Source organism: Mucilaginibacter aquaedulcis, from assembly GCF_030409325.1.
In the GTDB taxonomy this organism is placed as follows: Bacteria; Bacteroidota; Bacteroidia; order Sphingobacteriales; family Sphingobacteriaceae; genus Mucilaginibacter; species Mucilaginibacter aquaedulcis.
In genome coordinates, this window is sequence record NZ_JAUFPR010000002.1 from 359,977 (window position 1) to 373,878 (window position 13,902).

Genomic DNA, 13,902 nt, shown 5'->3' on the forward strand with positions numbered 1-13,902 from the left:
ATATAGCTACTTTTGCAAAATATCAGATCGTAACAAATGACATTTAATTCCAGACCTCAGCGCGAAAGCAACCAAATGGTTTTTGGTATCAGGGCTATTATGGAGGCCATAACCTCGGGAAAAGAAATTGAGGCTTTATATATTCAAAGGGGCATTGGCGGCGGCTTATCTCATGAGCTAAAAGCGCTGTTGACAGAATACAATATTACCGCTCAGCAGGTACCGGTTGAAAAACTCAATCGCTTAACACCTAAAAATCATCAGGGTGCTGTGGCATTTATTTCGCCGATCATTTATCAAAAGATAGAGAACATTATTCCAGAGGTATTTGAAAAAGGAGAAGTGCCGCTTGTACTTGTTTTAGATTCAATTACAGATGTACGCAACATGGGCGCTATTGCCCGTACCGCTGAATGTGCTGGTGTGCATGCTATTGTTATTCCGGCTAAAGGTTCGGCTCAGATAAACCCTGATGCTATTAAAACGTCAGCAGGTGCGCTATATAAAATCCCTGTTTGCCGTCACGATAATTTTATGCAAACAGTTAAGTTTTTGCAGGAGTCAGGGTTGCAATTAGTTTCCTGTACCGAAAAAACCCAGGATGATATTTATGTACCTGATTATACTGCTCCAACCGCCATCATTATGGGCTCGGAGGAGGATGGTATCCGAAACGAAATTATCCGTATATCTGACCATTTGGCCAAGATTCCAATGTTTGGTGAAATTGAATCACTTAACGTATCTGTATCAACCGGTGTGATATTGTATGAAGCTATAAGACAAAGAGGCTTGAGTTAGCCCCAGCCCCCTGAAGGGGGAGCTTTTTGATTTGCAGGGCACAAAAATATAAAAAGGCCAGCTTTTAGAAGCTGGCCTTTTTAATGAATAAGGTTTTCAAAACTCCCCCTTCAGGGGGCTGGGGGGCTTGGCTAAATATACTTGGCCCCGAACTTGTTCTTCACATCGGCTACCACCTGTTTCACATTCTGTTCCTGATCGCGCGGGCAGATGAGCAGGGTATTGTTTGATTCTACCACGATAAAATCATGCAGACCCTGCAATATCACCAGCTTTTCGCCGGGTACATTCACCATGCAGTTCGATGAATCATACATGATCACTTTTTCTGAAGGGATCACCGCGTTGCCTACATAATCCTTCTCGGCCAGGTCATAGATAGAGGCCCAGGTACCCAGGTCGCTCCAGCCAAAGGCCGATGGCAGTACGTACACATTGTCCGCCTTTTCCATGATGCCATAATCTATCGATATGTTGATGCAGTGCTGGTAAGCTTTGTGGATATGAGCCTTCTCGTTCTCGGTATTGTATACCGGACGGGCTTCGGCAAATATTTCATGCATCTCGGGCAGGTGCTGGCCAAAAGCTTTGACAATGGCTTTGGCCGACCATACAAAGATCCCCGCGTTCCATAAAAAGTCGCCGCTTTGTATAAACGTGCGGGCTATCTCCAGCGTGGGTTTCTCGGTAAAGGTTTTTACCTTATGAAAATCATCATTGATCACATGATCGGTGTACTGTATATAACCATAGCCCGTATCCGGACGCGATGGTTTGATGCCCAGGGTGATCAGGCTTTCGGAACTTGCCGCCGTTTCCAGTGATTTTTCAATGGCGTGTACAAAGGCTTCCTCATCCAGGATCTGCTGATCAGACGGGGCCACCACGATCACGGCATCAGGGTTCAGTGTTTCTATTTTAAAACAGCCGTAGGCCACGCAGGGGGCCGTATTGCGCATCACCGGTTCGGTGAGGATCTGCTGTTCGCCTATATCAGGGAGCTGGCTTTTTACCAGTTTGGTGTAATTCTCATTGGTTACAATGTATATGTTTTCAGGAGGGCATACTTTCAGGAAACGTTCATAGGTGTTTTGAATCAAAGTTTTTCCTGTTCCTAAGATGTCTATAAATTGTTTAGGATGCGATGAACGGCTGATGGGCCAAAATCTGCTGCCGATACCACCGGCCATGATGATCGCATAATTGTTTTTATTCATGGAGGTAAAAAAGAGTTTTTATTTGGTTTTAGCCATGTTAAAATTGTACAATAATCTGTTAATAATACATTAAATAAAACTAAATAATTTAATACATGATTTGTTCGCAATTTAAATACCCAAATGCGCGAAATTGTTTTTCATTTAATAATCATATTTGTATAAAATTTAAAAGTAAATCCATCGTTTAATCATAAATTTTTGTTACTTTAAACTTTTAATACAATTCAAGATCAAGTTAATATAATGATAGAAACTAAGAAGTCGTTATTTGATAATCTCCAGAATTTTTTCGGATTCGACAACTTTAAAGGGGAGCAAGAAGCGATTATAACTAACATCCTGGCCGGTAATGATACGTTTGTAATTATGCCAACCGGCGGCGGAAAATCAATGTGTTACCAACTACCCGCGTTAATGAGCGAGGGTACTGCAATAGTAATTTCACCACTGATAGCTTTGATGAAAAATCAGGTTGATCAGTTAAGGGCCTTTGGAGGGTCAGATAGTATAGCCCATTTTTTAAATTCATCACTTACAAAATCAGATATAGCCCGCGTTAAGGAAGACGTGCTGGGCGGAAAAACAAAATTATTATACGTAGCTCCAGAGTCATTAACCAAACAGGAAAATATTGATTTTTTACGCCTTAACCAAGTATCCTTTGTGGCGGTTGATGAAGCGCATTGTATTTCAGAATGGGGACACGACTTCAGGCCCGAGTATCGCAAAATACGTCAGGTGATCAGTAATATCGGCGAAAATATTCCAATCATTGCATTAACAGCTACGGCCACTCCAAAAGTTCAGCAGGATATACAGAAAAACCTGCAAATGAACAATGCTACTGTTTATAAATCATCATTTAACCGCTCCAACCTTTTTTACGAAGTACGCGCAAAACGTAACGTAATTAAGGAGATCGTGAAATTTGTAAAACAAAACCAGGGAAAGTCGGGAATTATATATTGCTTAAGCCGTAAAAAAGTTGAAGAAGTAGCTGAGGCACTTAATCTTAATGGTGTTAGGGCTCTTCCATATCATGCCGGATTAGACCCTAAGGTACGTGCTGAAACCCAGGACAAATTCCTGATGGAAGATGTAGAGGTAATTGTGGCAACGATTGCCTTTGGTATGGGTATAGATAAACCCGATGTGCGCTACGTGATACACCACGATGTACCTAAGAGCATGGAAGGTTATTACCAGGAAACAGGCAGAGCCGGCCGTGATGGTGGTGAAGGCGTATGTGTGGCGTTTTATTCTGAAAAGGATATTGATAAGCTGCAGAAGTTTATGAAAGATAAGCCTGTTGCTGAACGCGAAATAGGTACTCAGATATTAAAAGAGGTTATTGATTATTGCGAATCTTCAGTGTGCCGCCGTAAACAGTTATTACATTATTTCGGCGAAAACTTTAACGAGGCTGGCTGTAACAATATGTGTGATAATTGCTGTGGCCATAAGGATCATTTTGACGGCGAAGAGCATCTGCACAAAGCTTTAAGCCTTATCAGACATATTGGTGAAAAATTTGACGATCACCATATCATCAGCATACTAATGGGTGAGGAGACAGCCCAAATCAAGAACTATCAGCATGATCTGCTTGATTATTATGGATCGGGTAAGGAGCAAGGTAAAAACCTTTGGAATTCTCTTTTGAGGCAGGCGTTACTGAATAACTATCTTTCAAAAGATATTGATCAGTATGGCTTATTAAGATTAACTAAAACCGGTAATTCCTTTATTGATAATCCACACAGCATCCGTTTTATACTGAACAAGGTAATAGAAATTATAGACGACGATGATGACGCAGATGGCCCTAAACAGGGTGGAGGAGCGCTTGATACCCAGCTGTTGCAAATGCTTAAAGATCTGCGTAAGAAACTGGCTAAACAAAAAGGCTTACCACCTTTTGTGATTTTCCAGGATCCATCGTTGGAGGAAATGTGTACGCATTATCCTGTTACTACTGAGGAGCTGAAACAGATTTCGGGAGTCGGTGCTGGTAAAGCTTCAAAATTTGGTAAACCATTTACCGATCTGATACAAAAATATGTAGAGGATAACGATATTGATCGTCCGGTTGATATGGTGATCAAAAGCGCGGCTAATAAATCGGCACTTAAAGTTTTCATTATCCAAAATATTGATCGTCATTTAAACTTGGATGATATAGCAGCATCAAAAGGGCTTACCTACGAAGAGATATTAAAAGAGGTGGAAACAATAGTTAACTCAGGTACAAAGCTTAACCTGAATTATTATATAGACGAGGTGATTGATGAAGATAAACAGGAAGAGGTATTTGATTATTTCCGCACTGCTGAAGCTGATTCTATCGATGATGCTTTGGCCGAGTTAGGTAATGATGATTATACCCGTGAAGAAGTACAACTGATGCGTATCAAGTTTATGTCAGAAATGGGGAACTAAATCTTTATTTTTAAAATAGGACTAAAAGCTTTTAGGTTTAATCTAAAAGCTTTTTTTATGACCTCTATTATTATCATTTAGATATAATCTTAAATTCCGTACGACGATTCTTAGCACGATTATCATCGGAATCATTAGGAGCAATTGGTTGTGTTTCTCCGTAACCTTTATAAACCAGGCGGGAATTGGCTATACCTTTATTCACCAGATACTGGTAAACAGATTTGGCACGATTTTCTGATAACGTTTGATTGATTTGTACAGTACCCACATTATCTGTATGGCCAGAGATTTCAATATGTACTGCAGGATTCACGGTCAAAAATTCAATTAGTTTCTGGAGTTCGGCTTTTGATTCTGATTCGAGATCAGATTTATTGGTATCAAAAAAGATGTTTTTAAGTATTACCTTGCCCCCAACGTCAATAGGTGATAAGGAAACTGATATATTAAATGGATTTTTGGTTTTATAACCTACTAATGAAAAGTTTTCAGAATAAAACATGTAACCACTTTTTGAAATGTTAATCCCGTAATTTTTGCCTGAAGTAAGCGTAGCCAAAAAACCACCATCATTTTCATTGCTATAATCCTGGTAAACTGGCTGGTTAGTTTGGAGGTCAATGATCTCAATGATCGCTTCAATGGGTGTGTTGCTCGTAGCATCACGCACAGTACCTTTAATGTAAGTTACCAGGTGAGGCCGTACATTCACCGGAAGTTCAAAAGTGTAGATGTCATATCCACCAAAGCCATTCAGGTTATCTGACGCGAAAAAAGCATAATTTCCATTTGCTGTTAATGAAAGGCCGTTCTCATCGCCATTGGAGTTAATAGGATACCCCAAATTTTCCGGTTTCTGCCACGTGCCATCCTTGCTAAGTCTGCTTACGAAAATATCTTTATTTCCAAGTCCCGGCCAGCCATTTGAACTAAAATAAAGTGTGCTATCATCGGGATGAATAAAAGGCGATTGTTCGTTGTAAGGGGTATTTATATTAGGGCCAAGATTCTCGGGCTTACCCCATCCTTTGTCTGTAAGTGTTGATTTCCAAATGTCATAACCGCCATAACCACCTGCGCGGTTGCTCACAAAATAAAGTGTACGTCCGTCGGCACTAATAGATGGCTGTGATTCCCATCCGGGTGTATTTACTGGTGCATTCAAATCTACCGGTTTACCCCAATCATCATCATTTTTCTGAGCAATATAAATATCACACCTACCCATTCCATCAGGACGATTACAACCTGTAAAAAAAAGGTATTTACCATCCTGTGATACAGATTGAGCTCCTTCGTTGTATTTATCTGTATTTATCTGGTCGCTAAGATAACTGGCGGTTTGCCATTTACCATTGTTATAACTGCTTTTATAAAAATCCTCGTTGTTATTGATCTTACGGGTAAATATCAACATGCTTTCATCAGCAGTAGCTACAGGCAAATATTCATCATTAGCAGTATTGATTTCGGGGCCCATGTTTACCGGTTTGAAAGCCACAGGATGTTGCACAGCCTGAATACTGAATTTTGCATCAGTAATAAGTTTTTGAGCAAATGAAGTATTTTGAGGAGTGATGCCAGGATAGGTCAGGTATTTTTCAAGGTGTTGCTGAGCCTGCACATACTGTGCTTCATATATTTCAATTTCACCAATTTTAAGATATACAGATCTATTAAAATCGGGGCTAAGAGCTATTACTTTAAGATACTGTTCAATGGCCGGCTTATACTGATGCTTTAAGCGATATACGTCTGCCAGTTGTACGCGTGCCTCTACAAATTTTTGATCTTCATGAATGGCTTTCTGAAGATTATTAATGGCATCGTCGTATAAGTGATCGTCAATGTTTTGATTAGCTTCGGCAAAATACTTTATTGCATCCTTGTTTGAAGTAGTATATGAGCTTTGCTGTGACCATGCGGTAACAGAGAAAAAAATTGATACAATCAGGAAGATTACAATTTTCATCAATAACTTAGGATAATTTATATCGTAAGTTACAAATATTAGGGGATATTCAAATATTTATGTGTTTGCAAAGATATTTCCCATTGCGGGTTATTCATCACGTAATCAACTATTAATGGGGTCATTTCTTTTGACTTCGACCACTCGGGTTGTAAATATAGTTTACAATCGGGAGAAACCATTTTAGCATGATATTCTGCCCACTCAAAATCAGATTTATTGAAAACTATGACCTTTAATTCATGAGCATGTTCTGCCACGTGAGGTATAGGAGCTTTAAATTTTTTAGGTGATAAACAGATCCAGTCCCAATCGCCCGAAAGTGGGTAGGCACCAGATGTTTCAATAAAGGTCTTGATTCCTTTATCATGCAATTGATCAGTAAGATAATTTAGATTATAAATCAGGGGTTCACCACCGGTTACCACAACCGCTTTTGAGGGGTGTACTGAAGCATTAGTAACAATCTGATCAGCAGAAGTTAGCGGATGTAACTCTGCATCCCAGCTTTCCTTAACATCACACCAATGGCAGCCAACATCGCAGCCGCCAAGTCGTATAAAATAAGCTGCTTTACCCGTATTGTAACCCTCGCCTTGTATAGTATAAAATTCTTCCATTAGTGGAAGCAGCGTGCCGTCGTCTGGAATCTGGTGTGCCATAATATTTCGCAAAGGTACCTATTTAAGCCGAAAGCATGAACACGAATGGTAAGCGTAAGGTAAACGTTTTTGCTTTTGTGTTTTTTATTGTCGTTAATAATTTTTATTATTACTTTAATTATCAAACCTTATATTGCGGCAATTAAATTTGTCGTTGTAAACCATATCATGAAAGTCTGAGTAGTAAGAAAACCTTAAGCCATGAAAAAACTCTATGTTCTTCTTACGTTTTTAGTGATGCTTTGCTTGAGTTCTTGTGTAGATATAGAAGAACAATATGATTTTAAAACCGATGGCAGTTGTAATGTTGTTTATGGTTTTGATATGAGTAAAGCGGTTTCGGTTTTGGTAAACCTGATGTCAGACTCCCTGAAAGAAACCCCTCAATTTAGCCTCGTAAAAGATACAACACTCAATTTTTATAGTGCTATGCCCGATAGCACTCAACAGAAAATGAGTATTGAAGAGATCAATATGGCTAAAAGCAGCGATCTTTCTGTTAATATGAATCTTAAAAAGAGTATCATGAAGGTTAATATCACTCATGTAGCAAAAAATGCTGCCGACCTTCAATACTATCTTCAAAATCTTTCTAAAATAGCGCTTAACAGCCGCATCAATGCCTTTACAAGCCCTGACAAAGCATCCAAAACATTTGATGCCAGGCAGATGGTAGCAGGGCAGGATTATTACTCGTACGATATTACCCCACATAAGTTTTACCGAATAATTGACAAGGCGAAATTCAATGCCTTTTTAAAGAAAACTCAATCAACCTTTATGATGGCCAAAGCAATGCTCATTGATATGCCATACAAAGTGATCCTGAAATTCGCGAAGCCTGTGAAGAAATTAAATAATTCAAAGGCAATCTTATCTGCCGACAGAAAGAGTGTAACATTGGTTACCAGTATGGACGAGGTGATCAAAAACCCATCGGTAATGAATTTGAAAATCGATTTTTGAGATTAGTCTTCCAGATCTATATTTCCAAGTTATAATGAAGTGGTATAAAATTCTGGATATACAATTTACAGATCAGCCCTTTATTACCAAAGTAAAGGCTGGTGGTAAAAGTATTTGTTTGGTAGGTTTTAAGGGAAATATTTACGCACTTTCATCTATTTGCCCACATGCCGGTGCAGATTTAAGCGAGGGGATATGTGTACAAGGTAAAATTGTTTGTCCGTTTCATCGCTATACTTATGATTTGGAAACGGGGAAAAGGCCAAAATGATTTTATAACAACCTATTCCGTCAACGTAGAAGGTGATGATATTTATATAGGTGTAAAATCTCTTTGGGAGAAACTCAGAGGAGGGTAGACAAAAAGCAATTTACTGGGTTGAATATATGACTTGGTAACTTTGTTCAATATATTCAACCCGGAGAAATAATCAGTTCATTTATTGATAAACTTCTTTATTGGCCGAAGCCAGAGTATTTTTCAGCAGACCGATAATGGTCATTAAACCAACGCCCCCCGGTACTGGGGTTATCCATGATGATTTTGGAGCTACGTTTTCAAAATCAACATCGCCATACAGCTTATAGCCCGATTTGGTTAGGGCAGAGGTTTCGCGGTTCATACCCACATCAACTACCACCACACCATCTTTCACCATATCGGCAGTAATGAAATTCTTTTTACCTATTGCAACAATCAGAATATCTGCCTGTAGCGTTATGCTTTTAATATCTGGTGTACGGCTATGGCAAATGGTAACTGTACAGTTACCCGGAGTGGTATTACGCGCCATTAATATACTCATTGGTGAACCTACAATGTTACTGCGGCCTACCACTACACAATGTTTTCCTACTGTATCAATGCCATATTCTTTAAGCATGAGCGTAATGCCGTATGGAGTAGCAGGTATAAAAGATGGTAAATTGCGCTGCATACGGCCAAGGTTTACCGGGTGAAAACCATCAACATCTTTACGGTGATCAATGCGCTCGGTTACTTTTTCAGGATCGATATGCTTCGGAAGCGGCAATTGAACAATGATCCCATCAATATCAGCGTCAGCGTTCAATTCCTCTACTTTTTTTAGCAATTCTTCTTCAGTTACATCATCTTCGTAGCGAACAAGCGTTGATTTGAAGCCCACCTTTTCGCAGTTCTTCATTTTGCTGGCTACGTAAGTTTCGCTGCCACCATCATGACCAACCAATACTGCTACCAAATGCGGCTGCCTGCCTGTTCTTTCTAATATCTTAGCCGCTTCTTCAGCTATTTCAACTTTAAGTTTTTCCGATACGTATTTTCCGTCGAGTAGTTGCATATTGACCCCCAATCCCCTAAAGGGAGAACGATAGTGTATAATTTATAATAATTTGCCCAGCCTGCTTATCACGTACCCCCTCAGGGGTTGAGGGCTTAGTCTAATTTCAGAACTGCCATGAATGCCGATTGTGGTATTTCTACGTTACCAACCTGGCGCATGCGTTTTTTACCTTTTTTCTGTTTTTCCAATAGTTTACGCTTACGGGAAATATCACCACCGTAACATTTAGCAGTAACATCTTTACGTAAGGCTTTAACCGTTTCGCGGGCAATGATCTTTGCACCTATGGATGCCTGTATAATAATTTCGAATTGCTGACGTGGTAAAAGCTCTTTTAATTTCTCACAGATCTTTTTACCAAAATCATAAGAGTTACCTCTGAATATCAGTGAAGACAGAGCATCAACAGGTTCTGAGTTTAATTTTATGTCCAAACGAACTAAATCGCTGGTACGGTAACCAATCTGATGATAATCAAATGAAGCGTAACCTTTTGAAATTGTTTTTAATTTATCATAGAAATCAAATACAATTTCACCCATTGGCATTTCAAATACAAGCTCAACCCTGTCTGACGTTAGGTAAGATTGATTTTTTATAAATCCCCTTTTCTGAATACAAAGCGACATTACCGGACCCACAAATTCAGATTTGGTAATGATGGTTGCTTTGATATATGGTTCTTCAACGTGGTCAATTTTACTTGGATCAGGAAGATCTGATGGATTATTTACCACAATTTCTTCTCCCCTGGTAGAATAGGCCATGTAAGATACGTTAGGTACGGTAGTTATAACCGTCATATCAAACTCACGTTCCAGGCGTTCCTGGATGATCTCCATGTGCAACATTCCGAGGAAGCCGCATCGGAAACCAAATCCTAAAGCTGCTGATGATTCAGGTTCAAATACCAATGATGCATCATTTAATTGCAGCTTTGCCATAGATTCACGTAACTCTTCGTAATCTTCAGTATCAACCGGATAAATACCGGCAAACACCATTGGTTTAACTTCTTCAAAGCCTTGAATACCAGTTTCGCACGGGCGTGTGATAGTGGTGATAGTATCGCCTACTTTTACCTCGCGAGATTCTTTTATACCCGATATGATATAACCTACATCTCCGGTTTTAATTACATCTTTAGGTTGTTGTTTTAACTTTAGTGTACCAACTTCTTCAGCAATATATTGCTTTTCTGTAGCAAAGAATTTTACTTTATCGCCTTTACGGATCTCTCCGTTAACAACTTTAAAGTAGGCAACAATACCGCGGAAAGAATTATAAACAGAGTCAAATATTAATGCTTGAAGCGGAGCTTCAGGATCGCCAACGGGGGCAGGTACACGCTCAACAATGGCACGTAATATATCATGTACGCCCATGCCGGTTTTACCGGATGCTGCAAGAATATCTTCACGTTTACAACCAATTAGTTCTACTATTTGGTCTTTTACCTCCTCTGGCATAGCGCCCGGGAGATCCATTTTATTTAATACCGGAATAATCTCCAGATCGTTTTCTAAAGCAAGGTAAAGATTTGATATAGTCTGGGCCTGTATACCTTGTGCAGCATCAACAATAAGTAATGCGCCTTCGCAGGCTGCAATAGAGCGCGAAACTTCGTACGAAAAATCTACGTGCCCGGGTGTGTCAATAAGGTTCAGGACATATTTTTGGCCATCAAGCTCATAATCCATCTGAATGGCGTGACTTTTTATGGTGATACCGCGTTCGCGCTCCAAATCCATATCGTCAAGCAGTTGCGCTTGCGATTCGCGTTGTGTTATGGTGTTAGTATATTCCAGTAACCTATCAGCAAGAGTACTCTTGCCGTGGTCAATATGTGCTATGATACAAAAATTACGAATGTGCTCCATTGAACCGCAAAAATAGCTTTTTAAGATGAGATTTGGTAATGAGAGTTTTATTTGGCTTTATAAGACAAAAAAGCGATCAGATTTTGGCCGATCGCTTTTTGTTAACGAATTTTGGTAATTTATTGATTGCTCTTAACGTAACTTTACATATGTTTCAATGATCTCATGATCAATGTTTAAGCTATCTATTTTCTCAATACCACTTTGAATTAAAGTGTCATTTTTAAACTGAACGGTGAATTTAAAATCACGGTTTTCCCAATCGCGGTAGTTACAATAAGCGAGATGCTCAGAATAATTATTCCCTTCTAATTTATAAGTACCACTTCCAGAATCAAAGACAGGTTTAGCTACTTTGCCCTTTTTTAAGTCGTGTGTAAAAAACGCGAAGTCGCTTCCGTTGAATATCTTAACCATTTCCTGGTCTTTAGGAGGTGTAGTTACTGTAGTATCGCCTTTGGCAATACTTTTACTTGATATTAAATGCCAGGTACCTGTAAGCGGTTGAACGGCTTTTTGTTCGGTTGAAGTTTCTTTTTGTTTACAGGATGTAATTGCGACAAGAACGCAAATAATGCAGAAAAGGTTTAATTTCATGAGTGATTGATTTGAACAATTTTAAACAAATTAAGCTAATAAAAAAAGCGGATCACATTGCAGTAATCCGCTTTTAATAAATAAGTTAACGTTACTCTCCTCGCTTCAGACCAAATTTCTCAATCTTGCTATACAAATGGCTCCGTTGAATATCTATATCATCAGCTGTTTTTGAAACGTTCCAGTTGTTTTTCTCAAGCTTAAATTTAATATATTCACGCTCTGCAAAGTCTTTGTACTCCTGGAAGTTATTAAATTGATCAAAATCTGTTTGTGCTGCACCATTGCCTTCACCGCCGGCAGCTACTGGAGCCGAAGGGTTAGCAAATGCCCTTACATCATTGTCTGTTATGGTTTTATCACTCAGTATGATCAAGCGCTCAACCATGTTTCTCAACTCACGGATGTTACCAGTCCACGGTAATGATTTAAGCGCTTCAAGAGCAGAATCAGATATTTTTTTAACCGGCATGCCATATTCATTGCAAATTTCATCCAAAAAACTTTGGGTAAGCAGCGGTATATCATCCTTGCGTTCAATCAATGGCGGCACGTGTATCAGGATAACGCTGAGGCGATGGTAAAGGTCCATACGGAAATTACCTGCTTCTATTTCTTTAAGCAGATCCTTGTTTGTTGCCGCTACAACCCGAACATCAACATCTATCTCTTTTTCGCCACCTACACGGGTAATTTTGTTTTCCTGCAAAGCCCGTAGAACTTTAGCCTGGGCCGATTGGCTCATGTCACCAATTTCGTCAAGAAAAAGGGTGCCTCCATTAGCTGATTCAAATTTACCTATACGTTGTTTTATTGCCGATGTAAAGGAGCCCTTTTCGTGCCCGAACAATTCACTCTCAATTAATTCAGAAGGAATAGCGGCGCAGTTAACTTCAATAATAGGTGCATTTGAACGGTTTGATTTTTCGTGCAACCAGCGCGCAACCAACTCCTTACCGCTACCGTTTGCACCGGTAACCAATACGCGGGCATCAGTAGGTGCCACACGATCAATGGTTTCCTTTATTTTTACAATGGCTTGCGAATTTCCTAAAATAGGCCTAACCTTTGAAACTTTACGTTTCAATACCTTGGCTTCAACAACAAGGCTGCCACGGTCAAGCGCGTTGCGTACAGTAATGAGCAGGCGGTTTAAATCAGGTGGTTTCGATATAAAGTCAAACGCACCTTTTTTACTTGCTTCAATGGCTGTTTCAACTGTACCATGGCCAGATATCATAATAAATGGCAGATCGGGTTTTATTGCAAGTCCTTCAGTAAGTACTTCCATGCCATCCATGCGATTCATTTTTATATCGCACAGTACCAGATCGTAATCCTTTTTCTCTATCAGTTGTAAGCCATCAACGCCATTGTCTACATCCTCAACTTCATAGTCCTCATACTCAAGTATTTCACGCAAGGTATTACGTATTGACCGCTCATCATCAATTATTAAAATTTTAGCCATATTTTTATTAAGTAAATAGGTGGTCTGTTGAACCGCTAATATATAAGATTTTGTATAGAAAAATAAACACTTGGGGTTGTAACAAAAATAACCCCTTCCTGTTTGCAGAAAGAGGTTATTTAATCAGCAGCAAATCTGTAAGCCGGGTTCTGTATTGCCTTGAGGCAACTTCTATCATTAATCTGGCCCTGCCATTGCTGACAGGTTTAAACAACCTACCCATCCCGGAGTGATGTCTTAAAAGACATATGCGGAAGCGAGCAGCTTCACTTCCGGGACCTATTTGGTTTTTCAACTCCTGAGGTTTACCATCATTTCCGGTCGCCCGGAAACGTCGTGAGCTCTTACCTCACGGTTTCACCCTTACCGCATCGCGATCGAAATCGGGAAGCGGCGGTTTATTTTCTGTTGCACTTGCTGTCGCCGGCTGCCGGCGCCTTCCCGTTAGGAAGCAGGATGCTCTGTGTTGCCCGGACTTTCCTCCGCTATTCATGATAGCAGCGATAGAACGCTTTGCAGGTGTAAAGATATGGAATTTGTTTTATTAGCTATTAACAGGTTCCGGA

Annotated in this window: 11 protein-coding genes and 1 other RNA gene; 4 read left to right on the forward strand and 8 right to left on the reverse strand. The window is 39.7% G+C overall.

What is annotated here, in order from left to right; translation table 11 throughout:
- The first annotated feature begins 36 nt into the window (after window positions 1-36).
- Window positions 37-801: a 23S rRNA (guanosine(2251)-2'-O)-methyltransferase RlmB gene (gene rlmB / locus QWZ01_RS06060; protein ID WP_290322392.1), complete on the forward strand. Its 765-nt coding sequence runs from the start codon at window positions 37-39 to the stop codon at window positions 799-801.
- Between the two features lie 131 nt (window positions 802-932).
- On the opposite strand, the gene QWZ01_RS06065 is transcribed toward rlmB, so the two are convergent.
- Window positions 933-2,018 carry a mannose-1-phosphate guanylyltransferase gene (locus tag QWZ01_RS06065; RefSeq protein ID WP_290322393.1) on the reverse strand — a complete coding sequence of 362 codons (1,086 nt, stop codon included), beginning with the start codon at window positions 2,016-2,018 and terminating at the stop codon, window positions 933-935.
- 249 nt (window positions 2,019-2,267) lie between these two features.
- Between QWZ01_RS06065 and recQ the strand changes: the two genes are divergently transcribed.
- On the forward strand, window positions 2,268-4,460 hold the full coding sequence (gene recQ, locus QWZ01_RS06070; protein WP_290324581.1) for a DNA helicase RecQ: 2,193 nt from the start codon (window positions 2,268-2,270) through the stop codon (window positions 4,458-4,460).
- Between the two features lie 73 nt (window positions 4,461-4,533).
- On the opposite strand, the gene QWZ01_RS06075 is transcribed toward recQ, so the two are convergent.
- The gene (locus tag QWZ01_RS06075) at window positions 4,534-6,435 is read right to left on the reverse strand and encodes an OmpA family protein (protein WP_290322395.1); all 1,902 of its coding nucleotides are present in this window, start codon (window positions 6,433-6,435) and stop codon (window positions 4,534-4,536) included.
- A gap of 38 nt (window positions 6,436-6,473) precedes the next feature.
- A complete protein-coding gene (locus QWZ01_RS06080) occupies window positions 6,474-7,097 on the reverse strand; it encodes a 7-carboxy-7-deazaguanine synthase QueE (protein WP_290322396.1) in 624 nt (207 codons plus the stop codon).
- Between the two features lie 201 nt (window positions 7,098-7,298).
- Here QWZ01_RS06080 and QWZ01_RS06085 point away from each other — a divergent pair, with 201 nt between their 5' ends.
- Both QWZ01_RS06085 and QWZ01_RS06090 read left to right on the forward strand, forming a co-directional pair.
- A complete protein-coding gene (locus QWZ01_RS06085) occupies window positions 7,299-8,063 on the forward strand; it encodes a hypothetical protein (RefSeq protein WP_290322397.1) in 765 nt (254 codons plus the stop codon).
- 34 nt (window positions 8,064-8,097) lie between these two features.
- Window positions 8,098-8,334 carry a Rieske (2Fe-2S) protein gene (locus QWZ01_RS06090; protein WP_290322398.1) on the forward strand — a complete coding sequence of 79 codons (237 nt, stop codon included), beginning with the start codon at window positions 8,098-8,100 and terminating at the stop codon, window positions 8,332-8,334.
- Between the two features lie 169 nt (window positions 8,335-8,503).
- Here QWZ01_RS06090 and QWZ01_RS06095 read toward each other — a convergent pair whose 3' ends face one another.
- The 5 genes from QWZ01_RS06095 to rnpB all read right to left on the reverse strand — a co-directional run bounded on the left by QWZ01_RS06095 (window position 8,504) and on the right by rnpB (window position 13,856).
- On the reverse strand, window positions 8,504-9,385 hold the full coding sequence (locus QWZ01_RS06095; protein ID WP_290322399.1) for a bifunctional 5,10-methylenetetrahydrofolate dehydrogenase/5,10-methenyltetrahydrofolate cyclohydrolase: 882 nt from the start codon (window positions 9,383-9,385) through the stop codon (window positions 8,504-8,506).
- Between the two features lie 95 nt (window positions 9,386-9,480).
- Window positions 9,481-11,268, reverse strand: a complete 1,788-nt coding sequence (gene lepA / locus QWZ01_RS06100; protein WP_290322400.1) for a translation elongation factor 4 — start codon at window positions 11,266-11,268, stop codon at window positions 9,481-9,483.
- 132 nt (window positions 11,269-11,400) lie between these two features.
- The gene (locus QWZ01_RS06105; RefSeq protein WP_290322402.1) at window positions 11,401-11,865 is read right to left on the reverse strand and encodes a hypothetical protein; all 465 of its coding nucleotides are present in this window, start codon (window positions 11,863-11,865) and stop codon (window positions 11,401-11,403) included.
- A 91-nt stretch (window positions 11,866-11,956) separates the two neighbouring features.
- A complete protein-coding gene (locus QWZ01_RS06110; RefSeq protein WP_290322403.1) occupies window positions 11,957-13,336 on the reverse strand; it encodes a sigma-54-dependent transcriptional regulator in 1,380 nt (459 codons plus the stop codon).
- A 122-nt stretch (window positions 13,337-13,458) separates the two neighbouring features.
- An RNA gene (gene rnpB / locus QWZ01_RS06115) (RNase P RNA component class A) lies at window positions 13,459-13,856 on the reverse strand.
- Between the last annotated feature and the right edge of the window lie 46 nt (window positions 13,857-13,902).

Coding starts and splice junctions, on each gene's coding strand:
- rlmB (WP_290322392.1), top strand. CDS start 37: ATGACATTTAATTCCAGACCTCAGCGCGAAAGCAACCAAATGGTTTTT.
- QWZ01_RS06065 (WP_290322393.1), bottom strand. CDS start 2,018: ATGAATAAAAACAATTATGCGATCATCATGGCCGGTGGTATCGGCAGC.
- QWZ01_RS06075 (WP_290322395.1), bottom strand. CDS start 6,435: ATGAAAATTGTAATCTTCCTGATTGTATCAATTTTTTTCTCTGTTACC.
- QWZ01_RS06080 (WP_290322396.1), bottom strand. CDS start 7,097: ATGGCACACCAGATTCCAGACGACGGCACGCTGCTTCCACTAATGGAA.
- QWZ01_RS06085 (WP_290322397.1), top strand. CDS start 7,299: ATGAAAAAACTCTATGTTCTTCTTACGTTTTTAGTGATGCTTTGCTTG.
- QWZ01_RS06090 (WP_290322398.1), top strand. CDS start 8,098: ATGAAGTGGTATAAAATTCTGGATATACAATTTACAGATCAGCCCTTT.
- QWZ01_RS06095 (WP_290322399.1), bottom strand. CDS start 9,385: ATGCAACTACTCGACGGAAAATACGTATCGGAAAAACTTAAAGTTGAA.
- lepA (WP_290322400.1), bottom strand. CDS start 11,268: ATGGAGCACATTCGTAATTTTTGTATCATAGCACATATTGACCACGGC.
- QWZ01_RS06105 (WP_290322402.1), bottom strand. CDS start 11,865: ATGAAATTAAACCTTTTCTGCATTATTTGCGTTCTTGTCGCAATTACA.
- QWZ01_RS06110 (WP_290322403.1), bottom strand. CDS start 13,336: ATGGCTAAAATTTTAATAATTGATGATGAGCGGTCAATACGTAATACC.